The 26112-nt window shown below is 64.6% G+C and carries 26 protein-coding genes; 18 read left to right on the forward strand and 8 right to left on the reverse strand.

The window, feature by feature from the left end; translation table 11 throughout:
- Positions 1 to 3: 3 nt before the first annotated feature.
- On the reverse strand, positions 4 to 207 hold the full coding sequence (locus QCE83_RS14020) for a DUF3185 family protein (protein ID WP_309811085.1): 204 nt from the start codon (positions 205 to 207) through the stop codon (positions 4 to 6).
- A gap of 79 nt (positions 208 to 286) precedes the next feature.
- The gene (locus tag QCE83_RS14025) at positions 287 to 1084 is read right to left on the reverse strand and encodes a mechanosensitive ion channel family protein (protein ID WP_309811089.1); all 798 of its coding nucleotides are present in this window, start codon (positions 1082 to 1084) and stop codon (positions 287 to 289) included.
- A gap of 237 nt (positions 1085 to 1321) precedes the next feature.
- Between QCE83_RS14025 and mgrA the strand changes: the two genes are divergently transcribed.
- The 12 genes from mgrA to QCE83_RS14085 all read left to right on the forward strand — a co-directional run bounded on the left by mgrA (position 1322) and on the right by QCE83_RS14085 (position 14690).
- Positions 1322 to 2365, forward strand: a complete 1044-nt coding sequence (gene mgrA / locus QCE83_RS14030) for an L-glyceraldehyde 3-phosphate reductase (RefSeq protein WP_309811091.1) — start codon at positions 1322 to 1324, stop codon at positions 2363 to 2365.
- A gap of 497 nt (positions 2366 to 2862) precedes the next feature.
- The gene (locus QCE83_RS14035) at positions 2863 to 3633 is read left to right on the forward strand and encodes a ferredoxin--NADP reductase (RefSeq protein WP_309811093.1); all 771 of its coding nucleotides are present in this window, start codon (positions 2863 to 2865) and stop codon (positions 3631 to 3633) included.
- 344 nt (positions 3634 to 3977) lie between these two features.
- Positions 3978 to 4853 (forward strand): sensor histidine kinase, encoded by an 876-nt coding sequence (locus QCE83_RS14040; RefSeq protein ID WP_309811096.1) that lies wholly within the window; start codon positions 3978 to 3980, stop codon positions 4851 to 4853.
- 8 nt (positions 4854 to 4861) lie between these two features.
- On the forward strand, positions 4862 to 5515 hold the full coding sequence (gene rqpR / locus QCE83_RS14045) for a response regulator transcription factor RqpR (protein WP_309811100.1): 654 nt from the start codon (positions 4862 to 4864) through the stop codon (positions 5513 to 5515).
- A 145-nt stretch (positions 5516 to 5660) separates the two neighbouring features.
- Entirely contained in the window at positions 5661 to 7109 is a 1449-nt protein-coding gene (locus QCE83_RS14050) for an amino acid permease (RefSeq protein ID WP_309811103.1), read from the forward strand.
- A 214-nt stretch (positions 7110 to 7323) separates the two neighbouring features.
- Complete coding sequence (locus tag QCE83_RS14055; protein ID WP_309811106.1) at positions 7324 to 7800, forward strand: 2Fe-2S iron-sulfur cluster-binding protein; 477 nt, start codon at positions 7324 to 7326, stop codon at positions 7798 to 7800.
- 55 nt (positions 7801 to 7855) lie between these two features.
- Entirely contained in the window at positions 7856 to 10237 is a 2382-nt protein-coding gene (locus QCE83_RS14060; RefSeq protein WP_309811109.1) for a xanthine dehydrogenase family protein molybdopterin-binding subunit, read from the forward strand.
- Positions 10238 to 10248: 11 nt separating this feature from the next.
- A complete protein-coding gene (locus tag QCE83_RS14065; protein WP_309811111.1) occupies positions 10249 to 11049 on the forward strand; it encodes a xanthine dehydrogenase family protein subunit M in 801 nt (266 codons plus the stop codon).
- A gap of 5 nt (positions 11050 to 11054) precedes the next feature.
- Positions 11055 to 11948 carry a MoxR family ATPase gene (locus QCE83_RS14070; RefSeq protein ID WP_309811114.1) on the forward strand — a complete coding sequence of 298 codons (894 nt, stop codon included), beginning with the start codon at positions 11055 to 11057 and terminating at the stop codon, positions 11946 to 11948.
- The gene (locus tag QCE83_RS14075) at positions 11945 to 13144 is read left to right on the forward strand and encodes a VWA domain-containing protein (RefSeq protein ID WP_309811117.1); all 1200 of its coding nucleotides are present in this window, start codon (positions 11945 to 11947) and stop codon (positions 13142 to 13144) included. Before QCE83_RS14070 ends, QCE83_RS14075 begins: the two co-directional genes overlap by 4 nt.
- Positions 13135 to 13698, forward strand: coding sequence for a carbon monoxide dehydrogenase subunit G (locus QCE83_RS14080; RefSeq protein WP_309811120.1), 564 nt, complete (start codon positions 13135 to 13137; stop codon positions 13696 to 13698). Before QCE83_RS14075 ends, QCE83_RS14080 begins: the two co-directional genes overlap by 10 nt.
- Complete coding sequence (locus tag QCE83_RS14085) at positions 13671 to 14690, forward strand: XdhC family protein (RefSeq protein WP_309811122.1); 1020 nt, start codon at positions 13671 to 13673, stop codon at positions 14688 to 14690. The genes QCE83_RS14080 and QCE83_RS14085 overlap by 28 nt, the downstream gene beginning before the upstream one ends.
- A gap of 34 nt (positions 14691 to 14724) precedes the next feature.
- On the opposite strand, the gene QCE83_RS14090 is transcribed toward QCE83_RS14085, so the two are convergent.
- The 3 genes from QCE83_RS14090 to QCE83_RS14100 all read right to left on the reverse strand — a co-directional run bounded on the left by QCE83_RS14090 (position 14725) and on the right by QCE83_RS14100 (position 16932).
- On the reverse strand, positions 14725 to 15453 hold the full coding sequence (locus QCE83_RS14090; RefSeq protein WP_309811125.1) for a PepSY-associated TM helix domain-containing protein: 729 nt from the start codon (positions 15451 to 15453) through the stop codon (positions 14725 to 14727).
- A 164-nt stretch (positions 15454 to 15617) separates the two neighbouring features.
- Entirely contained in the window at positions 15618 to 16658 is a 1041-nt protein-coding gene (locus QCE83_RS14095) for a serine/threonine protein kinase (RefSeq protein WP_309811128.1), read from the reverse strand.
- Positions 16659 to 16719: 61 nt separating this feature from the next.
- Positions 16720 to 16932 (reverse strand): hypothetical protein, encoded by a 213-nt coding sequence (locus QCE83_RS14100; protein WP_309811131.1) that lies wholly within the window; start codon positions 16930 to 16932, stop codon positions 16720 to 16722.
- A 325-nt stretch (positions 16933 to 17257) separates the two neighbouring features.
- Between QCE83_RS14100 and QCE83_RS14105 the strand changes: the two genes are divergently transcribed.
- Together QCE83_RS14105 and QCE83_RS14110 are read left to right on the forward strand one after the other, a co-directional pair.
- Positions 17258 to 18511, forward strand: a complete 1254-nt coding sequence (locus QCE83_RS14105) for an MFS transporter (protein WP_309811133.1) — start codon at positions 17258 to 17260, stop codon at positions 18509 to 18511.
- A gap of 240 nt (positions 18512 to 18751) precedes the next feature.
- Complete coding sequence (locus QCE83_RS14110; RefSeq protein WP_309811135.1) at positions 18752 to 18934, forward strand: hypothetical protein; 183 nt, start codon at positions 18752 to 18754, stop codon at positions 18932 to 18934.
- 73 nt (positions 18935 to 19007) lie between these two features.
- On the opposite strand, the gene QCE83_RS14115 is transcribed toward QCE83_RS14110, so the two are convergent.
- Positions 19008 to 19712 (reverse strand): dienelactone hydrolase family protein, encoded by a 705-nt coding sequence (locus QCE83_RS14115; protein ID WP_309811138.1) that lies wholly within the window; start codon positions 19710 to 19712, stop codon positions 19008 to 19010.
- A gap of 542 nt (positions 19713 to 20254) precedes the next feature.
- Between QCE83_RS14115 and QCE83_RS14120 the strand changes: the two genes are divergently transcribed.
- A complete protein-coding gene (locus QCE83_RS14120) occupies positions 20255 to 21400 on the forward strand; it encodes a branched-chain amino acid ABC transporter substrate-binding protein (protein ID WP_309811143.1) in 1146 nt (381 codons plus the stop codon).
- Between the two features lie 57 nt (positions 21401 to 21457).
- Here the strand turns inward: QCE83_RS14120 and QCE83_RS14125 are convergent, their stop codons facing one another.
- Positions 21458 to 22684, reverse strand: coding sequence for an MFS transporter (locus QCE83_RS14125; RefSeq protein WP_309811150.1), 1227 nt, complete (start codon positions 22682 to 22684; stop codon positions 21458 to 21460).
- 161 nt (positions 22685 to 22845) lie between these two features.
- Between QCE83_RS14125 and QCE83_RS14130 the strand changes: the two genes are divergently transcribed.
- The 3 genes from QCE83_RS14130 (at position 22846) to QCE83_RS14140 (ending at position 25560) form a co-directional block, all read left to right on the forward strand.
- On the forward strand, positions 22846 to 23511 hold the full coding sequence (locus QCE83_RS14130; protein WP_309811153.1) for a DUF2470 domain-containing protein: 666 nt from the start codon (positions 22846 to 22848) through the stop codon (positions 23509 to 23511).
- Between the two features lie 364 nt (positions 23512 to 23875).
- Positions 23876 to 24178, forward strand: coding sequence for an H-NS histone family protein (locus QCE83_RS14135; RefSeq protein WP_309811155.1), 303 nt, complete (start codon positions 23876 to 23878; stop codon positions 24176 to 24178).
- Positions 24179 to 24384: 206 nt separating this feature from the next.
- The gene (locus QCE83_RS14140) at positions 24385 to 25560 is read left to right on the forward strand and encodes a cation diffusion facilitator family transporter (RefSeq protein ID WP_309811158.1); all 1176 of its coding nucleotides are present in this window, start codon (positions 24385 to 24387) and stop codon (positions 25558 to 25560) included.
- 30 nt (positions 25561 to 25590) lie between these two features.
- Here QCE83_RS14140 and QCE83_RS14145 read toward each other — a convergent pair whose 3' ends face one another.
- Entirely contained in the window at positions 25591 to 26049 is a 459-nt protein-coding gene (locus QCE83_RS14145) for an Lrp/AsnC family transcriptional regulator (protein WP_008352298.1), read from the reverse strand.
- Between the last annotated feature and the right edge of the window lie 63 nt (positions 26050 to 26112).

Genomic DNA, 26112 nt, shown 5'->3' on the forward strand with positions numbered 1-26112 from the left:
GGCTCAGCGCCGCGAAGGAATGGCCAGCCCGATCAGCCCGGCCAGACAGGCGACCACGCCGCCGGCGATCAGCCAGATGGTCTTGTTCGTCGGCGAGCCCGTGAAGAAGCGCGCCACGTCGTTGGACAGCGAGTGGAACGACTGGCCACCGAAGTAAAGCAGCACAATGCCGCCGACAAGCAGCGCAACGGAAATCGCTCGGGTCATGGTCTGGTCTCGTGACTGAAAGGCGCGTCAGGTTAATCGGTTCGCAAGCCGGCGTCCACCCGACGGTTGGCCAGCCGATTCAGACGGCCTGCGCTTCCTCGCGCGTGAGCGGCTGGATCTTGCGCAGCAGGTCGGCCATCACGTTGGCGTGATCGCTCCGGCTCGTCCACGCGCCGAGGTTGTACTTGACGCCGGTATCGGTGTAATCCGTCACCGCGATCCACGGCGCCGACGGCCCCTCCTGCACGATGCGCGCATCCTCGCCGACCAGCCGGCGCAGTTCGCCGAGCACGTGATCCACTTTCAGCCCGTGCTGCGCCTGGAAGTTGATGACGACGCGCCGACGGTCGTTCGCGCTGTAGTTGGTGATGGCGTTCGCCCAGATGAGGCTGTTCGGCACGTACATGACGATGCCGTCGGCTTTCGTCAGACGCGTGGTGAACAGTCCGATTTCGTTGACGGTGCCCGCCGTGGTGCCGACGCCTTCGATGTAATCGCCGACGCGGAACGGCCGCAGCAGCAACAGCATCAGCCCCGCCGCGATGTTCTGCAGCGTGCCCTGCAAGGCCAGCCCGATGGCCAGGCCCGCGGCGCCGAGCACGGTGAGGATGCTGGCCGCCGCGATGCCGAACTTGCCGAGCGCCGCGACGATGGCAACCACGCGAATCGCCCATAGCGCGATGCTGGCGAGCACCGGCGTGAGCGTCGCGTCGACATTAGTGCGGGCCAGCGCACGGCGCAGCGCGTTGGCGACGACATTGGAGATCCACCATCCGGCCAGCAGGATCAACAGGGCCAGCAAGATGTCGATGCCGTACGTCACGGCGATGGCGGTGAAGGAGTCGTAGGCAGGGCGCAGTCGGTCGATGGAATCCATGAGAAGCTCCAGAAACGGGATGAGCATTGGTCCGGCTGGACCGGCGAACGTTCACTGTGGCTGGCAGCGTCCCGGCGCGAGGCGGTGCCAAATAACGGGACGGCGGGAAGGACGCTGCACGCCCGACGTCGATCGGCTTACCATGGACGCCCTTGGCAGGGCGCGTGCCCGCGCGGCGTACGCTGCCATGCCGGTCGCAAGTCCGTTCAACATGCAAATCCGCAGAGGAAATCCGTCATGGCTTACCACGCATCATCCGAGCGCTATACGCAGATGCAGTACCGCACCTGCGGCAGAAGCGGGTTGAAGCTGCCGGCGCTTTCGCTGGGCCTGTGGCATAACTTCGGCGACACCACGCCCATTTCCACCCAGCGCGAAATCCTGCGCACCGCGTTCGACCTGGGCGTCACGCACTTCGATCTCGCCAACAACTACGGCCCGCCCTACGGCAGCGCCGAAACCAACTTCGGACGCCTCTTCAAGGACGATTTCCGGCCGTACCGCGACGAACTGCTGATTTCGTCGAAGGCCGGATGGGACATGTGGCCGGGACCGTACGGCCAGGGCGGCGGCTCGCGCAAGTACGTGCTCGCGAGCCTGGACCAGAGCCTGAAGCGCATGGGCCTTGATTACGTCGATATCTTCTATTCGCATCGTTTCGACGCCGACACGCCGCTCGAGGAAACCGCCGGCGCGCTCGCCACCGCGGTGCATTCGGGCAAGGCGCTGTACGTGGGCATTTCGTCGTATTCGGCGACGAAGACGCGTGAAATGGCGAAGCTGCTCGCCGAACACAAGGTGCCGCTGCTGATCCATCAGCCGTCCTACAACATGCTGAACCGCTGGATCGAGAAGGAACTGCTCGACACGCTCGACGACATCGGCGCCGGCAGCATTGCGTTCACGCCGCTCGCGCAGGGTCTGCTGACGAACAAGTATCTCAACGGCGTGCCGCAGGACGCCCGCGTCAACAAGCCGGGCGGCGGGTCGCTCAAGCAGGAGCATCTGAGCGACGCCAATCTCGCGCACGTGCGCAAGCTCGACGAACTGGCGCAGAAGCGCGGCCAGAGCCTCGCGCAAATGGCGCTGGCGTGGGCGTTGCGCGGTTCGCGCGTGACGTCGGTGCTGATCGGCGCGAGCCGTGCGGAGCAGGTCACGGAGAACGTCGCCGCGCTGAAGAACCTGGAGTTCACCGCCGAGGAACTCGCCGAAATCGACCGGCATGCGCAGGAAGGCGGCATCAATCTGTGGGAGAAGCCTTCCACCGACCAGCGCATCTGATCGGCGCATTCGCGTCCAAGCCTTTCTGCGGAAAGGGGTTTTTCCAGCCGGCGACGGTTCCGTTGCTATCATGCGGGCTCGGCGGCTTCCGGCGATCCGATCATTGCCAGGAAGCCCGCTGAAGCCCGCCGCCCGCCAGCCACACGCCAGCCAGCGAGATTCGTACAGCGCGCTTTTTCGTCCGCGGGTTACGTCTGGAGACAGACGTGCGCGACCGTGCCGCAGCGGCGTCCCGCGCGGCCCCGGACGACGCGGATTCGCTATCGGGTTAAAATGCACGACTCCGCCGGGCTGTCGCGCTGCCTGGGTTGTAGCCTGAGTCGTACCGAAGCGCCTGGGTCGTACCGATCCGCGGCCGTCACCACTCGATCGTCCTTTCGCGCAGCGCAGCGCCTTCGTCGTGCGCGCGTTTGCAGCGCGGCCCCGGCGTGGCGATGGTTGCCGCAAGCCGGCCGCGATCGTCGGAGCGCCACCGTTTTCGCACAGTTCAAGAAGCCATGAGCAACCTTAACTCTCAAACCGTCCTGAGCGTCCATCACTGGACCGACACGCTTTTCAGTTTCACCTGCACCCGCGACAGCTCGTTCCGCTTCGAGAACGGCCAGTTCACGATGGTGGGCCTCGAAGTCGAAGGCAAGCCGCTGCTGCGCGCCTACAGCCTCGCGAGCGCCAACTACGAAGAGCATCTCGAATTTCTGAGCATCAAGGTGCCGGACGGTCCGCTGACCTCGCGCCTGCAGCACTTGAAGGTGGGTGATTCCGTGCTGATCGGCAAGAAGCCGACGGGCACGCTCATGGCCGACAACCTGCTGCCCGGCAAGACGCTGTGGCTGCTGTCGACCGGCACGGGGCTCGCGCCGTTCATGTCCATCATCAAGGATCCGGACGTGTACGACCGCTACGAGAAGATCGTGCTCACGCACACCTGCCGTTTCGTCGATGAGCTCGCGTACAAGGATTTCATCACCGAGCATCTGCCGGCGCACGAGCACATTGGCGAGATCGTGTCGGAGAAGCTGGTCTACTACCCGACCGTCACGCGCGAGGAATTCGCCAACCGCGGCCGCATCACGGATCTCATCGAAACGAAGAAGCTGTTCGCGGATCTGGCGGTGGAGCCGTTCTCCGTCGAAAACGACCGCGTCATGCTCTGCGGCAGCCCGCACATGCTCCGCGACACGCGCGAACTGCTCGACGCCATGGGCTTCAAGGAAGGCAGCAACAATCATCCTGGCCACTATGTCGTCGAAAAGGCGTTCGTCGGCTGATCGTTACGCCGCAGTCGCCCTGCAAGAACCGGAGCCACGCGCTCCGGTTTTTTTTTGCCTTGACTCACCGCTGCGCAGTTACAAATTAGCCATCGGCGCCAGCGTGTCGTAGGTGTTTTTCCTACGTATTGTGTGCGCCGGACTTGGCAAACGACATGAAGTTCACCGTTCCAGGCCTTGTCGGACATGGATTTATCATATTTTTGAGATATGATCCGTTTACGCCTGAGATGGCGCGCGCGCCGCGCGCCCCGTCTTCGATGTTACAGAGTGTAAATTCAGTTACGCCGCTCGCGGGTCAGCAGAGGACGTAGCTCCAGTTGCGCTCAAAGCGAGGAATGTGAATGAACCCGCCGGCCACGATCTCGCTTGACGAGACTCCGATTCGCCGCGCCCAGTTGCGCGGGGTATCGTCACCGCCGCCGGAATGTCCCGGCGCGTCTTTTAGCCTTCCGTCTTCGTCTCCCTGGTCCGCGCTGATCGACGCCAAGCTCAAGGGCGACCGGCAGATCCAGCGTCTCACTGCGCGCGTACAGGAACTGGCCGCGCTGCTCGCTGCCACCGAAGAACGCGCGCGCCAGGCGCTTGCCCAGGATCTCCACGACGAAACCGGCGCGGCGCTCACCGTCGCCAATCTGGCGCTCGCGCGCGCCGGACACTGGCTTCCCGCCGACGCCCCCGCCGCACTCGACGACGCGCTGCACCAGGCGCGCGCCGCGCTGGCCGAGGTCAGCGAAACGAGTCATCGGATTGTCGAGGGTCTGCATGTGCCGACCTTCGCAGCTGGTCTCGGCGCCGAACTGGTCAGCTGGATCGAAAGCTTCCGCGTCCGCACGACGCTCTCCGTGACCTTTGCCTGCGCGCAAGACGCGCATCTCGACCGCCTGTCCGATGACATGTCGCTCGCGCTGTTTCGCGTGGCGCAGGAAGCGCTCGGCAATGTCGCGCGCCACGCCGGCGCGACGCGCGCGAACGTCACCCTCGACGCCGACAACGACGCCGTCACGCTGACCGTCGAGGACGACGGCATCGGCATCAGCGCGGCGGCGCGCCGCAAGAGCGGGCGCTTCGGCCTTTCCGGAATGCGGGCGCGCTGCGAGTCGCTGTGCGGCAGCCTGCGCGTCGTGGCGGCGAAACCGACGGGAACCATCGTGCGCGCGCGTCTGCCGTGGGCCGCGGCGCGACCGGCGCTGTTCGCGGTCGGCGTCATGAGCGCCTGAGGCCGCCGATGCTCAAGGTCCTGCTCGCTGACGACCACGCCATCGTGCGCCGCGGCGTCGCGCAATTGCTGGTGGAGCGCGGTGTCGCCGCTGAAGTGTCGGAGGCGGAAACGGGCATGCAGGCGCTCGCGCTCGTCGCGCGCCGGCCATTCGATGTCGCGATGCTCGACATCTCGCTGCCCGACGTCAACGGTATCGACCTGCTGAAGCGCATCAAGCGCGACGCGCCGCGCTTGCCGGTGCTGATGTTCTCGATGTACCGGGAGGATCAGTACGCGGTGCGGGCGCTGAAGGCGGGCGCGGCGGGCTACCTGTCGAAGACGGCCGACCCCGCGCTGATGCTCGGCGCGATTCGCCAGGTGGCGGAGGGCCGGAAATACGTGAGCCCGGAGATGGCCGAAGCGCTCGCCACCTACGTTTCTCTCGATACCGAACGGCTGCCGCACGAAAAGCTGTCGGACCGCGAGTTCCAGACGCTGTGCATGCTGGCTTCCGGTAAGCGCCTGACGGATATCGCAAATGCCTTATCGCTTTCGGTTAAAACCGTGAGTGTTTATCGCGCGCGGTTGCTGGAGAAGATGAAGCTCGCCAACAACGCCGAGCTTACCTTTTATGTGATGAGCAACCGTCTCGTCGACATGAATCCAGGCATTGCCGGCTGATGATTTATCTTGCTCAAGATAAATTCGTAAAATTTCGCCGCAGCATGCGTGACGTGCCCCATCTCAGGGCAATCTCTGAGTCTCCGATAAAATGCCGGGTTTTCCCGCAGCAGGGCGCCCGCGCGCCAGAAGGAGATTCATCGCAATGTCGTTGTTCCGCAGGAAGAATGTCGAGCACATGCTGGCCGGTGCGTCCGGCACGTCGCTCAAGAAAACACTCGGCGCCCTCGATCTGACCTTTCTCGGCATCGGGGCCATCATCGGCACCGGGATTTTCGTGCTGACCGGCACGGGCGCCGTGCAAGCGGGCCCGGCCCTGATGATCTCGTTCATCGTCGCGGCCGTCGCCTGCGGTTTCGCGGCGCTGGCCTACGCCGAATTCTCATCGACGATTCCCGTCGCCGGCTCCATCTACACTTATTCCTACGCGACACTCGGCGAACTGGCCGCGTGGGTCATTGGCTGGGATCTGATGCTCGAGTACGGGCTCGCGTCGTCGGCCGTGTCCGTGGGCTGGTCCGGCTACCTGCAATCGCTGCTGTCCGGCTTCGGCGTCGCCTTGCCCACCGTCCTGACCGCCGCGCCTGGTGCGCTGCCCGGCCAGGTCACCTGGTTCAACCTGCCCGCGTTCCTGGTGATGATGGCCATCACCACGCTGCTTTCGGTCGGCATCAAGGAGTCCACCCGCGTCAACAACCTCATGGTCGCGATCAAGGTGACGGTCGTGTTGCTGGTTATCGCCGTGGGCGTGTTCCACGTCAAGCCCGCGAACTGGCATCCGTTCATGCCGCGCGGCTGGTCCGGCGTGTTCGGCGCGGCCGCCGTGATGTTCTTCGCTTTCATCGGCTTCGACGCGGTGTCGTCGGCGGCGGAAGAAGTCAAGAATCCGAAGCGCGATCTGCCCATCGGCATCATCTCGTCGCTGGTCGTGTGCGCCGTGTTGTACGTGGCGGTGGCAGGTGTCGTGACGGGGATCGTGCCGTCGGCGCAGTTCGCGAACAATCCGCACCCGGTGTCGTTCGCGCTGCAGGTGGCGGGGCAGAACTGGGTGGCCGGCTTCATCGACCTCGGCGCGGTGCTCGGCATGCTCACCGTGATTCTCGTGATGAGCTACGGCCAGACCCGCATCATCTACGCGATGTCGCGCGACGGTCTCCTGCCCGCGCGCCTGTCGAAGGTGCATCCGCGCTTTTCGACGCCTTTCTTCACCACCTGGCTCGTCGGCATCGTCTTCGGGCTGATCGGCGCGCTTGTGCCGCTCAACGTGCTGGCGGAACTCATCAATATCGGCACGCTGGCTGCGTTCTCGCTGATGTCCGTCGCGGTGCTGATCCTGCGCCGTACGCACCCCGACCTGCCGCGTGCGTTCCGCTGCCCGGGCGTGCCGGTGGTGCCGGTACTGGCCGTCGCCTCGTGCCTCTTCCTCATGGCCAACCTCCAGGCGACCACCTGGATTGCCTTTCTCGTGTGGCTGGTGGCCGGCCTGGCGATCTATTTCGCCTATTCGCGCCGTCACGCACTGCTGGGCCGCGCCCCGTCCGAAGCACCGGGCGCGTCTGCCCACCCGAAAGAGCGCGAAACCGCCACGCACTGAACGCCCTGCACAAGCATCCGAACGCCGCCTCCGGGCGGCGTTCTGCATTGCGGCGGGCTGAACCGGACGTGCGTTCGCGCGGATGGCGACGCCCGTCGATTTGTGTTTTACTCGACGTCACAAACACAACACCCAACCCAGCTGAACGCTCACGGCGGCAGTAAGGCAGGTGCAACGGCGTGAAGCTGGTCCGTCCTCACATGGAGACAGTGAAATGGCGCTCAGCATCAGCCTGACGGTCAACGGCAAGCCCGTGACCGCCACCGTCGAACCGCATCTTCTGCTGGTCCAGTTTCTCCGCGATCAACTCCGCCTCACCGGCACCCACATCGGCTGCGACACCGCCCAGTGCGGCGCGTGCACCGTGCACCTCGAAGGCCGCGCGGTGAAGTCGTGCAACATGCTCGCCGTGCAGGCGGACGGCATGGAGGTGACGACCATCGAAGGCATGGCGCAGGACGGTCAGCTTCATCCGATGCAGGCGGCATTCAAGGACTGTCACGGCTTGCAGTGCGGCTTCTGCACACCGGGCATGGTGATGAGTGCGAGCGCGCTGGCCGCGCAGTCGGCCGACCTGTCCGAGGAAGAAGTCCGAGAGCAGCTCGACGGCAACCTGTGCCGCTGTACGGGCTATCACAACATCGTCAAAGCGGTTCTCCAGGGCGCGCAGGACATGAAAGCGGGCGCCTGACCCCGGCTCCGATCCCCCTCCGAAACGATGAATCGCGCCTGAACAGGAGACCGCGATGAATGCCCCTGAGCAACAGAAATTGATCGGCGCCGGCGTCAAGCGCAAGGAAGACTATCGCTTCCTGACCGGCGCGGGCCAGTACACGGACGACGTGGTCCTGCCGCAGCAAAGCCATGGCGTGTTCCTGCGCTCGCCGCATGCGCACGCGCGGATCACGCGCATCGATATCGAGGCGGCGAAGGCGTCGCCGGGCGTGATCGGCATCTTCACGGGCCGGGATCTGGCGGGCGAGAACGTCGGCGGCCTGCCGTGCGGCTGGCTGATCCACAGCACCGACGGCTCGCAGATGCACGAACCGCCGCATCCGGTCATCGCCCACGACAAGGTGCTGCACGTGGGCGATCAGGTGGCGCTGGTGATCGCGGAATCAGTGAAGGAGGCGAAGGACGCGCTCGAACTGATCGAGGTGGACTACGACGAGTTGCCCGCCACCGTCGATACCGGCAGCGCGTCGGACGCCGGCCAGCCGCTGGTACACGACAGCGTGCCGAACAACATCTGCTACAACTGGGGCCACGGCGACAAGGCCCGGACCGACGCCGCCTTCGCGCAGGCTGCGCACGTGACAACGCTCGATATCGTCAACCAGCGGCTCGTGCCGAATGCCATCGAACCGCGCGCCGTCAACGCGAGCTACTCGAAGCACGACGAAAGCTACACGGTCTACGTCGCGAACCAGAACCCGCACGTGGAACGTCTGTTGATGGCGGCGTTCGTGTTGCAACTGCCGGAGTCGAAACTGCGCGTGATCGCGCCGGATGTGGGCGGCGGCTTCGGCTCGAAGATCTTCCTGTATCCCGAAGATGTCGCGCTGACGTGGGCCTCCCGGAAAGTCGGGCGGCCGGTCAAGTGGACGGCGGAACGTTCCGAAGCCTTCCTCTCCGACGCGCACGGCCGCGACCACGTGACGAAGGCGGAACTCGCCATCGACAAGGACGGCAAGTTCATCGGCATGCGCGTGCATACGACGGCGAACATGGGCGCGTATCTGTCGACCTTCGCCTCGTCGATCCCGACCGTGCTCTATGCGACGCTGCTCGCCGGCCAGTACACGACGCCCGCCATCTACGCCGAAGTCAAAGCCGTGTTCACGAACACCGTGCCGGTGGATGCGTATCGCGGGGCGGGGCGCCCGGAAGCCACTTACGTGGTCGAGCGGCTGGTGGAAACGGCGGCGCGCGAGCTGAACATCGACCCGGTGGAACTGCGGCGCCGCAACTTCATCCGCGAGTTTCCGTATGCGACGCCGGTCGGCCTGACCTACGACACCGGCGATTACGACGCCTGCCTCGATCGCGCGCTGGAACTCGCCGACGTGAAGGGTTTCGCGGCGCGGCGCGAGGAATCGAAGCAAAACGGCAAGCTGCGCGGCATCGGCTATTCGTGTTACATCGAGGCCTGCGGACTGGCGCCGTCGAACGTGGCGGGCGCACTCGGCGCGCGCGCCGGCCTCTTCGAAGCAGGCGAGGTGCGCGTGCATCCCACGGGCTCGGTCACCGTCTTCACCGGCTCGCACAGTCACGGCCAGGGCCACGAAACCACTTTCGCGCAAGTGGTCGCGGACCGGCTCGGCATCGCGATCGAAAACGTCGAGGTCATTCACGGCGACACCGGACGCATTCCCTTCGGCATGGGCACATACGGTTCACGTTCGATCTCGGTCGGCGGCTCGGCGATCATGAAGGCGCTCGACAAGGTCGAGTCGAAGGCGAAGAAGATCGCCGCGCATCTGCTGGAAGCGGCGGTGGAGGACATCGAGTTCCAGAACGGCGTGTTCCGGGTCGCGGGCACGGACCGCACCAAGACCTTCGTCGATGTCTCACTCGCCGCCTACGTGCCGCACAACTTCCCGCTCGACCAGATGGAGCCGGGCCTCAACGAGAACGCGTTCTACGATCCGACCAACTTCACCTATCCGTCCGGCGCCTACGTGTGCGAAGTGGAAGTGGATCAGGACACGGGCGAGACGCGCATCCAGAAGTTCACCGCCGTCGACGACTTCGGCAACGTGATCAATCCGATGATCGTCGAAGGCCAGGTGCACGGCGGGCTGGGACAGGGCATCGGGCAGGCGATGCTCGAACGCTGCGTGTATGACGACAGCACCGGCCAGTTGCTGTCCGGCTCGTTCATGGACTACGCGATGCCGCACGCCGTGGATCTGCCGAACTTTACCGTGGAAACCGCGAAGGGCACGCCGTGCACGCACAATCCGCTCGGCGTGAAGGGCTGCGGCGAAGCGGGGGCGATCGGCTCGCCGCCCGCCGTCATCAACGCGATTCTCGACGCGCTCGCGCCGCTCGGCGTGAAGGACCTGCAGATGCCCGCGACGCCGCACCGCGTCTGGACCGCGATGCACACCGCCCAAACCGCATAAGGAGACCGGCCATGTACTCATTCGACTATCAACGGCCGGGCGAAGCGCAGGCGGCGGTCGCGGCGCTTTCCTCGAACGACGAGGCCAAGTTCCTCGCCGGCGGCCAGAGCCTGTTGCCGACCATGCGCCTGCGTCTCGCGCAGCCGTCGGCGTTGATCGACGTGACGCGCATCGCGTCGATGAAAGCCGTCACGCTGAATGGCGGCACGCTCACCATCGGCGGGGCCGTGTGCCATGCCGCGGTGGCGGCGAACCCCGACGTGCAGCAGGCCTTGCCGGGCCTCGCGGATCTCGCGGGCCGCATCGGCGACCGCCAGGTGCGCGAGCGCGGGACCATCGGCGGCTCGCTCGCCAACGACGATCCCGCCGCGTGCTATCCGTCCGCCGTGCTCGCGCTGAATGCAACCGTCGTGACGGATCGCCGGCGCATCGCCGCTGACGACTTTTTCATCGACATGTATCAGACCGCGCTCGAACCCGATGAACTCATCACCGCGGTCGAGTTTCCGCTGGCCGAGCGCGCGGCGTACGAGAAGTTTCGCAATCCCGCGTCGCACTTCGCGCTGGTCGGCGTGTTCGTCGCGAAGTTCAAGGATGGCGTGCGCGTCGGCGTGACCGGCGCGGCGCCTTCGGTGTTCCGGCCCGCCGAGCTGGAGGCGGCGTTGTCGAAGGACTTTTCGGTGGCGTCGGCGCGCGGCGTGACCATCGCGCCGGATCAACTCAACGCCGACATGCACGCCAGCGCCGCCTACCGCGCGCACCTGATACCGGTGCTCGCGGGCCGCGCGGTGGAACGTGCGCTGTCCTTCTAGCCGCGATGCAGGACGACCCCGCTTCCATCGACGAAACGCTCGCGCGCCTGCGCGAGCAGCAGTACTTCGCGACTCGCGAACTCGCGACGGCGCTCTTTCTCGCGCTGAAGCTGCAGCGCCCGCTGTTTCTCGAAGGCGAGCCGGGCGTCGGCAAGACCGAGCTCGCGAAGGCGGCGGCCGGCGTGTGCGGCACGACGCTGCTGCGGCTGCAATGCTACGAAGGACTCGACACCGCGAGCGCGCTGTACGAGTGGGACTATCCGCGGCAGATCATGGCGCTGCGGCTGGCGGAAGCGGCGGGCGAGACGCCGTCGAACGAATCGCTGTATCGCGGCGAGTTCCTGCTCAAGCGTCCGCTCTTGCAAGCCTTGCTGCCCGATGCCGCGCATCCGGAAGCGCGCCGCGTGCTGCTGATCGATGAAATCGACCGCGCCGATGAACCGTTCGAGGCCTTTTTGCTGGAACTGCTGTCGGACTTCCAGGTGTCGATTCCCGAGTACGGCACCGTACGCGCCGCGCGCCCGCCGCTCGTCGTGATGACGTCGAACCGCACGCGCGAAGTCCACGATGCGTTGAAGCGCCGCTGCCTGTATCAGTGGATCGGCTATCCGGCGCGCGACGTGGAACTGGCGATCGTCGCGGCGCGCGCGCCTGAAGCCGGGCAAGACTTGCAGGCGCGCGCGGTTGCCTTCGTCCATGCGCTGCGCACACTGGACCTGTTCAAGGCGCCGGGCGTGGCGGAGACGATCGACTGGTGCCGTGCGCTGGCGGCGTTGTCGGTGTCGGAGCTCGATCCGCAATCGGTGCAGGACACGCTGGGCGTGCTGCTCAAGTACCAGGACGATCTCGCGCGCATGGACGCCGATACCCTCGCGCGCTGTCTCGCGGCGGCGCCATGACGCTGGGACCGTTCGCGCGCAATGTCGTGCATTTCGTGAGGCTGCTGCGTGGCGCGGGGCTCGGCATGTCGCCTGCGCAGGCCGTCGATGCAATCGACGCATTGCGCCACGTGGATCTCGGCCGGCGCGACGATGTCCGCGCGACGCTCGCCTGTCTGCTGGTGCATGCGAGCGACGAGCGCGAGATCTTCGATGCCGCCTTCGATCTGTTCTGGCGCGATCCCGACTGGGAAGGCAAGCTGCGCGCGCTGCTGTTGCCGAAGGTGACGAACGGCATGCCGCCGCCGAAGCGCAACAACCGTCTCGCCGATGCGCTCGCGGCGCGCGCTGCGCCGGCGCAGACCCCGCAGCCGCCGGCTTCGGACGCGCAGACGGAGCAGGCGCATGCGCGCATCACGTTCAGTGCGCAGGAGCGCCTGAGTCACCGCGACTTCGACACGCTCAGCGCCGACGAATGGCGCACGCTGCGACATCAGATTCGCGCGCACCGTATTCCGCTCGCGACCGAGCCGACCCGCAGGCTCAAGGCAGCGTCGCGCGGCACGCATGCCGACCTGAAAGCGAGCGCGCGGCATGCCGTGCGTTCAGGCGGCGACTGGACCGTGTGGAAGTATCGCGCGGTCGTCGAACGCCGGCCGCCGCTGGTGTTGCTGCTCGATATCTCGGGCTCGATGAGCGCCTATTCGCGCGCGGTGCTGTATTTCTGCCACGCGCTCGTGCAGTCGCGTGAACGGCTACAGGTCTTCCTGTTCGGCACGCGCCTGACTCACGCCACGCGCGCGCTGCGCGAACGCGATCCCGATATCGCGATCGCGGCGCTCGGCCAGAGCGTCGCGGACTGGTCGGGCGGTACGCGCATCGGCGCGGCGCTCGCGGAGTTCAACCGGCGCTGGGCGCGCCGCGTGCTGGCGGGACGCGCAACCGTACTGCTCGTGACCGATGGCCTGGATCATGAAGCCATCGACGTGCTCGATGCCGAGATGCACCGGCTCAGGCGCTTCGCACACCGGCTCGTGTGGCTCAATCCGCTGCTGCGCTACGCCGGTTTCACGCCGCGCGCGCGGGGTGCGCGCGCGATCCTGCCGCACGTCGATGCGATGCTCGCGGCGCATAACCTCGACAGTCTCGCGGCCGTCGGACGCGAGCTTGCTGCCTTGTCGCAACATCCGCCCTCCGGAGGCCCGCGATGGAACTGACCGAAACGCACATCCTGCCCGTCACGCAGGAACGCGCGTGGGAAGCGCTGAACGACACGTCGATCCTGAAAGCCTGCATTCCGGGCTGCGACAGCATCGAAGCCGACGGCGAAAACGCCTACGCCGTCGCGATGACGGCGGCGGTGGGTCCGGTGAAGGCGCGTTTCAAGGGCAGAATGGAGCTGACGAACATCGACGCCCCCCGAACCTATACGATCGTGTTCGAAGGGCAGGGCGGCGCGGCGGGTTTCAGCAAGGGCAGCGCGACCGTGCATCTCGAACCCGGCGACGAAGCGGACTCGACCAGGCTCAGCTATACCGCCAACGCGCAGGTGGGCGGCAAGCTGGCGCAGATCGGTTCGCGTCTCGTCGACGGCGCGGCGCGCAAGATTGCGGCAGAATTTTTCAAGCGCTTCGGCGCGCAGCTTCAGGGCGATCAGGCGCCGCAGGATGCCACAGCCGAGGGCAGCGGCGACGCGCCGGATGCACCCGAAGAACAGGACGTGCAGCAAAAGGGAAAGAAATCATGGACAGCGTGGATCTCGAAGTCCTGAAGAACAGCGCGCGATGGCTCGAAGAAGGCCATCGCGCACTGCTCGTCACGGTCGTCAAAACATGGGGCTCGTCGCCGCGGCCCGAGGGCGCGATGCTCGCCGTGCGCGGCGATGGACACGTGGTCGGATCGGTATCGGGCGGGTGTATCGAGGATGATCTGATCGAGCGGGTGCGGCAGCGGGGCATCGAGCAGACCGCGCCCGAGGCGGTGAAATACGGCATCAGCGCCGAGGAGGCGCATCGCTTCGGCTTGCCGTGTGGCGGCACCATCCAGCTCGTGCTGGAGCCGCTCACGCGCGCAAGCGGCATCGCGGAACTGTGCGCGGCGGTGGAAAGCGGCAGGCTGGTGGCGCGCACGCTCGACATGGCGACCGGCGCCGCGCGCCTCGAACCGGCCCAGGCCACCGACGGCGTGCTCTTCGACGACCAGCAACTGCTGACGATCCACGGCCCGCGTTACCGGATGCTGGTGATCGGCGCGGGGCAGTTGTCGCGTTATCTGTGCAGCATTGCGGTCGGGCTGGATTATCAGGTGACCGTGTGCGATCCGCGCGAGGAATACACGGAAGAGTGGAACGTGCCGGGCACGACGATCGTCCGCACCATGCCCGACGACACCGTGATGGAGATGCAACTCGACGAACGCTGCGCGGTGATCGCGCTGACGCACGATCCGAAGCTCGACGACCTCGCGCTCATGGAAGCGCTGAAGACGCCGGCGTTCTATGTCGGCGCGCTGGGATCGCGGCGCAATAACGCGGCGCGGCGCGAACGTCTCAAGGAGTTCGATCTCAGCGAAGCCGAACTGGCCCGGCTGCACGGGCCGGTGGGCATCTATATCGGCAGCAGGACGCCGCCGGAGATCGCGGTATCGATACTCGCCGAAGTCACCGCCGCCAAGAACGGCGTCTCGCTGCCGGAGCTGCTGCAGGTGGAAGGCGCGAAGGCGGCGCGTGAAGTGGCGGGCAAAGGCGAGGTGTGCGGCGTGTGAGCGTCGTGAGAACGCTCATCGCGTGACCGAGCGTTCAGATCAACCCGCAGACGATCGCCGCAATCAGCGAAGCCGCCACGATCACCGCGCCTGCCGTGCGCTTCTTGTTGAGTTCGGTCCAGAGCAGCACGCCCGTCAGCGACAGCAGCACGATGCTGCCCGCGAACGTATCGATGAGCAGGATCCAGCCCACGCTCAGGCCCACGCCCTTGTGCAGGTTGGTCATCATCGCGAGGAAGGTGTTGTCGGTGCGCTTCACCGAAACGAAGTTGTTGCCCACCCAGTATTCGGCCATCACGTTGCCGCCCGGCGAAGCCACCATCACCGACCACTGTTCCGGCTGCATCGTGCTCTTGTCGCCCCAGCCCACGGGATGCGACGGTTCGCGGCGCGTGCGGCCGAGGTTGCCGTCGAGCTTCAGTTCGCGCTTGAGCCAGGCGCCCATGTCGCGCGGCGTCTTGAAGCCTTCCGCCGGCAGCGGCATCTGCAATTGCGACACCTGCGGCTCACCCGTGGAGATGCGCAGCGGCGGCGCGCGATGATTCAGCAGAAAGCCCGTCACGCCGAACAAGAGACCGAGCAGCGCACCCCACAGACCGATCCAGCCATGCACCTTGCGCAGCCATTTGAGAAAGGTCGAGCGGCGCGAGCGGTTTTTGCGCACGAACTGCTCGGCGTCGTCGATCAGACGGCCATGCGGACGATAGTGGGCCGGGCCGCTCGCTGCAGGCGGCTGCGGATTGAGGGTGTCGGGCGCGTTCAAGCGTCTCTCCAGGATTTCGAAAACGGGATGCACAAGGCCGCCCCCGATCGCACAAGCGGCGATCGAAACGAGGCGGGAAGATGAGAATCGTTATCGTTACACGCGTCAAAAGGCTTTGCAATCTTTTGTGATTGCTTAAAACGCGTGGGGTGTCACGAAAGATGTCAGACGGGCCAGAGCGGCCCTTCCTGCATGGCGCCGACTTGCTCCCGTAATTCGAGGATGCGTTCCTCCCAATAACGCTGCGTGTTGAACCACGGAAATGCGGCGGGGAAGGCCGGATCGTTCCAGCGGCGCGCGAGCCACGCCGAATAGTGGATCAGGCGCAGCGTGCGCAAGGCTTCGATCAGATGCAGCTCGCGCGGATTGAACTCGCAGAAGTCCTCGTAGCCGGCGAGCAGGTCGGTCAGCGCCCGCGAGGCGTCCGCGCGGCCCGCCGGCAGCAGCAGCCACAGGTCCTGGATGGCCGGGCCCATGCGGCTGTCGTCGAAATCGACGAAATGCGGGCCGCTGTCGGTCCACAGCACATTGCTCGGATGGCAGTCGCCGTGCAGGCGCAGATGCTGCACGTCGCCCGCCCGCTCGAAGCAGTGCGCGACGCCTTCCAGTGCCATTGCAACGACCGTTTCCCATGCCTCGCGCACGTCGGCGGGCACGAAGTCGTGCGCGAGCAGATAGTCGCGCGGTTCATAGCCGAAGGTGGCGATGTCGAGCGTCGGACGCTCGCGATACGGCTCGATTGCGCCCACCGCGTGAATCCGCCCGATGAAGCGCCCGAGCCACTCGAGCGTGTCGGTGCGATCGAGATCGGGCGCGCGTCCGCCGCGCCGCTCGAACACGGAAAAGCGGAAGCCGCCGAACGCCTGCAGCGTGGCGCCTTCGAGCACGCGCGCGGGCACGGCCGGAATCTCGCGTGCGACGAGGCTCGCGACGAACGCGTGCTCTTCCAGGATCGCGCCGTCCGACCAGCGTTCCGGCCGATAAAACTTCGCGACGACCGGCGGGCCGTCCTCCACGCCCACTTGATAGACGCGGTTCTCGTAGCTGTTCAGGGGCAGCAGGCGGCCGTCGGTGCGCGTGCCTGCAGGAATCAGGACGCTGTCGAGCGCATCGAGCACGCGCTCGGGCGTGAGGCCGGCGAAGGGGGGCGCGTCGCCATCGCGGGGAACGGGCGCGCCGTGGGAGTCGGGATCGATCGGGTTCATCCCGGCATTGTGCCGCGCCGGCGCGCGGACGGCATCGGCACGGCGGTTTTTTCAGTGAGCCTCAGTGAACGACCGTGTTCGCCGGCCGCACGATGTCGCCGGTGTCGATCAGGTCTTCAAGGAAGAACGGTTCCGTGTTGAGGAGCTGGGTGACGCCGGGCTCGCCTGCGTACCAGGCGACCATGGCCATGTCGCCGAGAATGCGCATGACGATGCCGCGCGCGCCCTGAGGCACGGCGATATGCACTGAGCGGACAATCGAACCGATTTGCATGATGAATCCCCGTTTCAACGCCGGCTGAGGATGACGCGCCGGTCAAAAAATATCGCAACAAGCACAGGCTTTTGACGGCCCGTGCACCACACTTTCGCTGCGTCAGCCTTGCGCGAAGGGGCTCGGCGCGCGGCGATCATGAACGATTGTGCGCTTACTTTAGCGCATCGCGGCGCGCCGACGCGACGCCAATTGCCGTCTTATGTTGTCGAGCGCAGACGGTTGGAAGTAATTACTCGCTGATCATCATTTAAAACGTCCAGCGCATTAGGCAAAACCCTTGGGGCGGCGTATCGTTGAAGGTTTGTCAGAGAATACTTAAAAAATGAGCGTTGCTTCGGCGGGGCAAACTCCGCAAGGCGATGGGGAAGAGCCCCCGTATCTCGAACGCGGCTCGCGGGCCTATTGGCGGGCGTCGCTCGCGCTGCTGTTCGCCGGCTACGCCACCTTCTCGCTGCTGTATTGCGTGCAGCCGCTGCTTCCGGAGTTCACGAGAGCGTTTGGCGTCAGTCCGGCGGTCAGCGCGCTGGCGGTTTCCGTCAGTACGGCCGCCCTGGCGATCGCGATCTTCATCGCGGGATTCGTCTCCGAAAGCTGGAGCCGTCATCGGCTGATGACGCTTTCGCTGCTGGCGTCGTCGGTGCTGACGGTGCTCGCGGCCGTGCTGCCGGACTGGCACGCGCTGCTCATCGTGCGCGCATTGGCCGGTTTCGCGCTCGGCGGCGTGCCCGCCGTCGCGATGGCCTATCTCGCCGAGGAAGTGCACCCGAAAGGACTCGGTCTCGCGATGGGACTGTATGTCGGCGGAACGGCCGTCGGCGGCATGGCCGGGCGCGTGATCAGCGGCGTGCTGGCGGACCTGTTCGGCTGGCGCGTGGCGATCGGCGGAATCGGCGTGCTCGGACTGCTCGCCATGCTGATCTTTCGCGCGCTGCTGCCGCCGTCGCAACGCTTTCAGCCCCGGCGCGGCGTCGGTTTCACGCAGCATCGACGCTCGCTGGCCGGACACGTGCGTCATCGCGGCCTGCCGTTCCTGTTCCTGCTCGGCTTCGTCATGATGGGCAGCTTCGTCACGCTGTATAACTACGTCGGCTATCGCCTGCTCGGGGCGCCGTTCCGCTTGAACCAGACCCAGATCGGCGCGATCTTCACCGTCTATCTGACAGGCGTCATCGCTTCGCCCAGTTCCGGCAAGCTGGCCGATGCCTTCGGGCGCGGCCGTGTGCTGATCGCCAGTCTTCTGCTGATGATGCTCGGCATCGCGCTGACGCTGTGGATGTCGCTGTCGGTGATCATCGCGGGCATCGCTTGCCTCACGTTCGGCTTCTTCGCGGGCCATTCGGTGGCGAGCGGCTGGGTCGGACGGCTCGCCGCACAGGCGAAAGGCCAGGCGGCAGCGCTCTATCTGCTCGCGTATTACCTTGGTTCGAGCGTGATCGGCTCGTATGGCGGGCACTTCTGGACCGCGTTCGGCTGGCCGGGCGTGGCCGGTCTCATTGGCGTGCTGCTGCTGGTTGGCTTGGCCGCTGCGGTGTATCTCGATCGCAGGGAGCGGGTCGGAACCGCACCCGCGCGATAGGCCACGCGTCGATCAGAAAGCCAGTTGAAATACGAAGAAAGTAAGGGTTTTTACGCGGGCGCTTAAAAAGGTCGCCCGCAAGCCCTTGTCGCGCAAGGGTTTTACGATCTCGCTCGTTTCCCGCCGAACGAAGAAGGCCCGACGCCCTTCGAGGCGCCGCCTATACTCGAAATGTCGACGCACAGAACAGAACTTCAGCGCGCGACAACCAGGTACAGACTGGACGAAGGGAGACGCACCATGACGTATTTCACGATCGGCGACTTCATCTTGATCATTCCGATGGCGCTCGCCGGCGCCCTGTTTCTCGGGGCCATTCCCTGCGCGACGCATTTCAAGAACAACACCTTGCGCGTGTGCGGCGCGCTGCTAGGCGTGCTCGCCGCGTTCCTGCTGGTCGAGGGACTGCCCGCGCTGATCTAGCGCCGGCCCGGCAGTCCCGCAGGCTGTTCCACGCCTGACCGGCGCGCGCTTGCGTGCGCGCGCCGTCGGGGTCTTACAGGTGTTCGCCGAGGAAGGTCAGCGTGCGTCCGTGCGCGAGCGCTGATGCCTTCGCGTTGTACGAAGCGCGATCGCCGCAATTGAAGCCGTGATCGGCTTGCGGATACACATACAATTCCGAATCCTTGCGTCCGGCAAACTTCTGGCGCACGGCATCCACGGCGTCGGCCGGGATGTGGGCGTCGAGTTCGCCGTAATGGAACTGCATCGGCACCTTGACCTGGTCGGCCTGGTCGAGCGCGTTCTGAATGCCGCCGCCGTAGTAGGCGACGCCCAGGTCCAGCGATCCCAGCGCCGCCGCCAGATACGCGAGCCGGCCGCCGAAGCAGTAACCGATTGCCGCCACCTTGCCCGTCACTTCCGGCAGTGCGCGCAGCGCCTTGGCCGCCGCGCCGACGTCGGCGACCGCGGCTTCCACCTTGGTCTTCTGCAGCAGTTCCATCGCCTTTTCGCGATCCGCGCCTTCGTAGCCCAGCTCGACGCGCGGCTGCGTGCGCCAGAAGACGTCCGGTGCGAGTGCGACATAGCCATCGGCCGCATATTGATCCGCGACGCTGCGGATGTGGCCATTCACCCCGAAGATCTCTTGCAGGATGATGACGGCCGGTCCGCTGCCGGTCTTGGGCAGCGCGAGATAGCCCTGAAAGCTGCCGCCATCGGCGGGAATGTCGATCCAGCGGGATGTCACGGGTACGGTCACGTCGAAGCTCCTTGTGTGTGAGATGCCGAGGCGGGTGAGTGTGCCAGCTTTCCCTTTCAGCCGCCCTGTGCCGGTTCGGTGCTGCCTGGCACGATGCTTGACCACGTGCAGCATTTTTAGAGCGGCGAGCCTAATCGCCGGCTAAAAGCTTCGGTTAAAAACCGGGCTAATGATCTGACGGCCGGAGATTATCGGCGTCGTGTGATGAAACTTGAATGACGCTCAAAAGACTGTAAGCCGATGTCGCGGAAACCCGCATGAACAGGGCGTCTTCGCGCAAGCGCCAGCACAAACCGACGGCGCTCACAACTGGCCGTTAATCGGTAGTGACACCAGTATCCTAAAAAACTTCCCTAAATTAATTTGACAACCCTACACTTGCGCGCAGTGCGGATGGCGGCCGCCACGAACGGCCCGCCGGAAGGACTTGCCAAGTGCATGACGATGCATCCGGCGTGGTCGTCCACGGGACTGAGCGGTCGAGATGAAAGACGGGGCACAGGGCGATTACGTTGTTTTTGGGACCGAAACTGGAGACTTACATGAACACCAAGCTTCACAAACTGTTGCCGATCAGCGCCGCGGCTGTTTTGTTCGCCACGCTGGCAACGACCGCAGCAGCCGACCAGGTCGTCAAGATCGGTCACGTCGCTCCGCTGACCGGCGGCATTGCTCACCTGGGCAAGGACAACGAAAACGGCGCGCGGCTGGCAGTCGAAGAAATCAACGCAAAGGGTCTCACGATCGGCGGCGAAAAGATCACGCTGCAACTGGACCCGCAAGACGATGCCGCTGACCCGCGTACCGCTACGCAGGTTGCGCAGAAGCTCGTCGATGACAAGGTCGTGGCCGTCGTCGGCCACCTGAACTCCGGCACCTCGATCCCGGCGTCGAAGATCTACAGTGATGCGGGCATCGTGCAGATTTCCCCGTCGGCAACGAACCCGGCCTACACGCAGCAAGGCTTCAAGACGACGTACCGCGTCGTCGCGACCGATGCGCAACAGGGCCCGGCGCTCGCCAACTACGCGGCGAAGAACCTGAAGGTGAAGACGGTTGCCGTCGTCGACGACTCGACCGCTTATGGCCAGGGTCTCGCGAACGAGTTCGAGAAGACGGCCAAGTCGCTCGGCCTGAAGGTGATCTCGCATGACGCGACGAACGACAAGGCGGTCGACTTCCGCGCGATTCTGACGAAGATCAAGGGCGAAAACCCCGACGCCGTGATGTACGGCGGCATGGACGCAACCGGCGGCCCGTTCGCCAAGCAAGCCAAGCAGCTCGGCCTGCGCGCGAAGGTTCTGGCCGGCGACGGCGTCTGTACCGAGAAGCTGGCTGACCTCGCCGGCGACGCAACCGACAACGTCGTGTGCTCGGAAGCCGGCATGGCGCTCGAGAAGATGGAAGGCGGCCAGGCGTTCGCGGCCAAGTTCCAGAAGCGTTTCGGCCAGCCGATCCAGATCTACGCGCCGTTCACGTATGACGCGGTGTACATCATCGTCGACGCGATGAAGCGCGCGAACTCGACCGATCCGGCGAAGATCCTCGCTGCGATGCCGAACACGGACTACAAGGGCGTGATCGGTCAGACGAGCTTCGATTCGAAGGGCGACCTGAAGCACGGCGTGATCTCGCTGTACGACTACAAGAAGGGCAAGAAGACCCTGCTCGACGTCGTCAAGATGTAAGTCACACGGGACTTCGGTCCTGAGAAGCGCGCGGCGCCGCAAGGGCCGCGCGTTTTTTTATATCTTCAGCCGCCTGAGGATCTTCGGTCCGATCAGCGTGATGATCGCGCAGCAGGCGGCGACCACGCACAGGCCGATGGGCAGACTCGTGACCTGTGCAACGCCGCCGATCAGCACCGGCCCGAGCAACAGCCCGAAGTAAGCGAGACCCGCGACCTGCGCGAGTCCTTCGGCGGGCGTCACGCCTTCCACACGCGCCGCCGCCGCGAACAGCACCGGCATCATGTTCGCGAGACCGAGTCCCATCAGCGTGAAGCCGGTCATCGTGAAGACCGTGTTGGGCAGCACGAGCGCCATCACCATGCCGACGAACGCGAGCCCCGCGCTGCCGAAGATCAACTGCGGCGCGCCAAAGCGCGCGCGCACCGCGTCGCCGCCGAAGCGGCCCGCCGCCATGCCGCCAGAGAAGGCGGCGTAGGCGGCGCTCGATACCGAGGGCGTCGCCTCCACCACGTCGCGCATGTAGACGGTGGCCCAGTCGTACATCGCGCCTTCGGCGATCAACGCGATCAGCGCCAGGCCGCCGAGCGCCCACAACGCGCCCGAGCGCCAGCGTCTCGACGACGACGCCTTCGCGTGTTCATCGTGATGCGGCACGTGCGGCAGCGTGGCGGGGATCGAGACGAGCAGGACCAGCAGGCTCACGCCCGAGGCCAGCGCGAAATGCGCCGCCGGCGCGAGTCCGTGGGCGAGCAGCGCGCCACCCGCCGCCGCGCCCGCCATCCCGCCGATGCTGAACATGCCGTGCAGCGACGACATGATCGGCCGGTCCAGAGCCTCTTCGACCGCGCTGGCCTCGGCGTTCATGGCGACGTCGAGCGTGGCCATGCCGAAGCCGAACAGGGCGAGCACTAGCAGCAGCAGCCAGAACCACGGCGTCACGAGCACCAGCGCGCCGCAGATCATCATCAGGACGCCGCCCGTCATGCACGCGGTCCGCGTGCCGGCGCGCGCGATCCACGAGCCGGCGGTGAGCATCGCGAAGATCGAGCCGCCCGCCACCGCGAACAGCGCGAGGGACAGCATGCCGGGACTGAGCGAGAACTTGTCGCGCACCGTCGGCACGTGGACGCCCCACGAGGCGTACATCATGCCGGCGATGAAGAAGATGGCCATCGTCGCGTAGCGGGCGCGCACGCGCGTGGCGTAGGGAAGGCTGCGATGCAGCGCGAGCGCCGGACTGGTTTCGCGGACGGCGGAAGAGGCGGTGGTCGAATCTGACACGGGAGGGATTCTGGAGTGGGGCGCAACGCAGGGCAACCTGACAGCTTGCCTGAGCTTGCCTGTTTGCGCGAAGGCTTTCGATTCTATCGAACGGCCAGGAGACACGCTTGAGGGCGCTGCATTACCATCGCGTGGACATATCGCAGCCGTACGAGGATTCAATGCATATTCCGTCGCAGGCCCCGCTCCATTTGCTGCATCACGTCGCGGAAGGCACGCTCGCCACGCATTCGCGCGAACCCGAGGGCTTTCCGTATCCGACCGCCCTGCCGTTCGCACTGACCGCGAAGCACCTGCCGATGCTGCTGATCAGCCGTCTCGCCGAACACACGCGCAACCTGCAAGCCAATGCGCAGGCAGGCTTTCTGGTCACGCACGCGGGACACGGCAACGTGCTGGAGGGACAGCGCCTGACGATGCTCGGCGCTTTCTCGCCTGCGGCGCCGGAAGAGAGCGACCGGCTCGCGCGACGCTATCTGCGCTATCACCCACAAGCGGCGCGTTATCTGGAATTGGGCGACTTCTCTTTCTGGGTGATGAAACTGGCGCGGATGCGTTATATCGGCGGCTTTGGCGCGATGGGCTGGCTCGGCGAAGACCAGCTGGATCCGCTCGAGCCGCTTTCATACGATGACGAATCATCGTTGTGTGAATATCTCGACACTTATCCCGGCCGGCCTGCCGGAACCCGATTAATGGGGATTGACCGTTACGGATGCGATTTGCAGCATGAAGAGTGTCGCAATCGTTTTACATTCGATAAGCCCATGGAAACAAAGGATGAACTGAAGCTGGCGCTTATCGATTGTTTTGAGCGAAACGTCTGAATTCCCACTGAATGGTAAAAGAGACGGACACCTCTCATGGACATTACAAAATCTGGCGAATGGGCCGGCAAGCTGTCATTCCATGAAACGTTGGGGGGGTGTCGGGTTGATTGTTCTCATGCGATGCCAGTGCGGCATGCTTATTTCAATTGCTCCGTATCTTTTTAAGCCTAATGGACGATGCTGCGGAGATCGGAATTATCGGCAAATCTTACGAAGAAAGTCGCAAAAGTTTATTAAGCGGCAAACCGCATGTGCCGCGTTAATCAGAACTGTGTTAATCTGCGTGCCAGTCCGAGGCTATACCGAAAACTGCAAGCGAGCGAGTCGATTCGTAAATCAGCAAACCACTTAGGGAATTGCCATGCCTTCATACAAGGAACTGCTCGCACAGCGCGAGTCTCTCGAACGCCAGATTGAAGAAGCGAAGTCGCGCGAATACGCCGAAGTACTTAATGAGATCAAGCAGAAAATGGCGGATTACGGCATCACGCTTCAGGAGCTCGCTGGCGGCCGGGGCGCAAAGGTGTCAAAGGCATCGCGCAGCCGTTCGGGCGTCGCACCGAAGTATCGCGACCCGGAAAGCGGCAGCACGTGGTCTGGCCGCGGCAAGCCGCCGAAATGGATTGCCGGACAGGACCGCGACAGCTTCCTGATCAGCAAGTAATTTTTTGCGTCAAGATTGCCGGTAAAGGCCGCGTCCGCAGGGGCGCGGCCTTTCTGTTTTGTTGCACAGGTTTTCTGCGGCGATGAATGCCGCAGTAGCGTTGTCCGAAATTCTTGCAGACCGGCTTCAAACATACGATGCAAACCCGGCATTATTTGCGCGCCGCGCGTTAAAGTGACCGTCTGAGCAAGCCAGGACGCAATCACATGTCACTTTCGAGTTCGATTATTGCTGAAAAGCAGGCAGTTGCACGCAGGACGACCTGGGCGAGCATTGGGCTGAATAGCGGACTCGTGATTGCGCAACTCGTCGTCGGTTTTCTTGCTCACTCCCAGGCCTTGATTGCGGACGGCATTCACTCGCTGGCCGATATCGTGTCCGATTTCATTGTTCTGATCGCCAATCGGCATGCAGCCGCCGCGCCGGACCTCGATCATAACTACGGGCATAGCCGCTATGAGACCGTCGCGTCATTATTCCTCGGCGGATTGTTGATCGCGGTCGGAGTCGGCATGTTATGGCGCGCCGGAACGCGACTCGTGAACCTTCAGGATATTCCGCCAGTTCACGCGATCGCCCTGCCGGTGGCAATCGTTGTATTGATTTCGAAAGAAGCATTGTTTCGGTTCATGCTCCGCGCCGCCGAAAAGGTTCGTTCAGCCATGCTGGTCGCAAATGCGTGGCATGCGCGCTCTGATGCGGCTTCTTCGCTGGTGGTGGCATTGGGGATTGTCGGCAGTCTGGCGGGTTTTCGTATTCTCGATCCCATCGCCGCGGCGCTTGTGGGCTTTCTGATTGGGAAAATGGGATGGACGTTCGCGTGGGACGCGTTGCAGGATTTGTCCGACCGCGCGCTCGATCAAACCACCACGAATGATTTGCGTGTGATTTTGCTGAACACGCCCGGCGTGCGGGAAGTGCATGAACTACGCACGAGAAAGATGGGCGATCTCGCCATGGTCGACGCTCATATTCTCGTGGATCCGCTGATATCGGTTTCGGAAGGTCATTTCATCGCGGAGTCGGCGCGCGCCCATGTCCGTGCCGACCCGCGCGTGCTCGATGCGCTCATTCACGTCGATCCGGAAAGCGACGAGCTCAATCCGTTGCCGGGCCACTTCCCCTTGCGTTCGGTGGTCAGCGAAGCCGTGCGCAGTGCCTTTGCTCAGCATGGCTTAGCGGTTCAGTCGCTGGGCCTGCATTATCTGAGCGGCGGCTTTGCCGTCGAGATCGTCCTGCCGGCCCCGGCCGTGAAAGACACGGAAGCAAGGCTCGGTGCGATTGACTTCGACGCACTCGCCCGACGAATAGGCGCGCGTGAAATTCGCCTGACACAGGCGCTTGAACTTTCCCGCGCTCCGCATCACGACCGTGCAACCTGAAGCGTCAGGCCGTAGCGCCGGTGCTTCGGCTCAAAGCGGCAACTGCGTATCGAACTTGATCTCGCGCAGCACGACGCTGGTGCGAACCTGCGCGACGGCCGGGATCTTGAAGATGCGGTCGTGCAGGAATGCGTCGTATGCCTTGATGTCCGGCGCGACGATCTTGAGGATGTAGTCCGATTCGCCGGTGGTGCTGTAGCACTCGGTCACTTCGGGGCAGGTCGCGATCTCGCGCTCGAATTGCTCGACGCCGCCTTCCGTGTGCCGCGTGAGATGGATATGCGCGAGTGCGCAGACGTGCAGGCCGAGCTTTTCGCGGTCGAGCAGCGCGGTGTAGCGCTGGATCACGCCGGACTGCTCCATGTCCTTGATGCGACGCCAGCACGGCGTACTCGACAGCCCGACCTGATCCGAAATTTCCTGAACGGAGCGTCGTGCATCCAGTTGCAGAAGACGCAGGATTTTTTGTGAGAATGTATCGAGAGTCAACTGCGCCTCCGTTCGGTCGCGATCTGACTCTTATGGTAGAGGCCTCGGAAAAGAAACGCAATG

Source organism: Caballeronia sp. LZ034LL (assembly GCF_031451215.1).
Classification (GTDB): domain Bacteria; phylum Pseudomonadota; class Gammaproteobacteria; order Burkholderiales; family Burkholderiaceae; genus Caballeronia.

Coding starts and splice junctions, on each gene's coding strand:
- QCE83_RS14020 (WP_309811085.1), bottom strand. CDS start 207: ATGACCCGAGCGATTTCCGTTGCGCTGCTTGTCGGCGGCATTGTGCTG.
- QCE83_RS14025 (WP_309811089.1), bottom strand. CDS start 1,084: ATGGATTCCATCGACCGACTGCGCCCTGCCTACGACTCCTTCACCGCC.
- mgrA (WP_309811091.1), top strand. CDS start 1,322: ATGGCTTACCACGCATCATCCGAGCGCTATACGCAGATGCAGTACCGC.
- QCE83_RS14035 (WP_309811093.1), top strand. CDS start 2,863: ATGAGCAACCTTAACTCTCAAACCGTCCTGAGCGTCCATCACTGGACC.
- QCE83_RS14040 (WP_309811096.1), top strand. CDS start 3,978: ATGAACCCGCCGGCCACGATCTCGCTTGACGAGACTCCGATTCGCCGC.
- rqpR (WP_309811100.1), top strand. CDS start 4,862: ATGCTCAAGGTCCTGCTCGCTGACGACCACGCCATCGTGCGCCGCGGC.
- QCE83_RS14050 (WP_309811103.1), top strand. CDS start 5,661: ATGTCGTTGTTCCGCAGGAAGAATGTCGAGCACATGCTGGCCGGTGCG.
- QCE83_RS14055 (WP_309811106.1), top strand. CDS start 7,324: ATGGCGCTCAGCATCAGCCTGACGGTCAACGGCAAGCCCGTGACCGCC.
- QCE83_RS14060 (WP_309811109.1), top strand. CDS start 7,856: ATGAATGCCCCTGAGCAACAGAAATTGATCGGCGCCGGCGTCAAGCGC.
- QCE83_RS14065 (WP_309811111.1), top strand. CDS start 10,249: ATGTACTCATTCGACTATCAACGGCCGGGCGAAGCGCAGGCGGCGGTC.
- QCE83_RS14070 (WP_309811114.1), top strand. CDS start 11,055: ATGCAGGACGACCCCGCTTCCATCGACGAAACGCTCGCGCGCCTGCGC.
- QCE83_RS14075 (WP_309811117.1), top strand. CDS start 11,945: ATGACGCTGGGACCGTTCGCGCGCAATGTCGTGCATTTCGTGAGGCTG.
- QCE83_RS14080 (WP_309811120.1), top strand. CDS start 13,135: ATGGAACTGACCGAAACGCACATCCTGCCCGTCACGCAGGAACGCGCG.
- QCE83_RS14085 (WP_309811122.1), top strand. CDS start 13,671: ATGGACAGCGTGGATCTCGAAGTCCTGAAGAACAGCGCGCGATGGCTC.
- QCE83_RS14095 (WP_309811128.1), bottom strand. CDS start 16,658: ATGAACCCGATCGATCCCGACTCCCACGGCGCGCCCGTTCCCCGCGAT.
- QCE83_RS14100 (WP_309811131.1), bottom strand. CDS start 16,932: ATGCAAATCGGTTCGATTGTCCGCTCAGTGCATATCGCCGTGCCTCAG.
- QCE83_RS14105 (WP_309811133.1), top strand. CDS start 17,258: ATGAGCGTTGCTTCGGCGGGGCAAACTCCGCAAGGCGATGGGGAAGAG.
- QCE83_RS14110 (WP_309811135.1), top strand. CDS start 18,752: ATGACGTATTTCACGATCGGCGACTTCATCTTGATCATTCCGATGGCG.
- QCE83_RS14120 (WP_309811143.1), top strand. CDS start 20,255: ATGAACACCAAGCTTCACAAACTGTTGCCGATCAGCGCCGCGGCTGTT.
- QCE83_RS14130 (WP_309811153.1), top strand. CDS start 22,846: ATGCATATTCCGTCGCAGGCCCCGCTCCATTTGCTGCATCACGTCGCG.
- QCE83_RS14135 (WP_309811155.1), top strand. CDS start 23,876: ATGCCTTCATACAAGGAACTGCTCGCACAGCGCGAGTCTCTCGAACGC.
- QCE83_RS14140 (WP_309811158.1), top strand. CDS start 24,385: ATGTCACTTTCGAGTTCGATTATTGCTGAAAAGCAGGCAGTTGCACGC.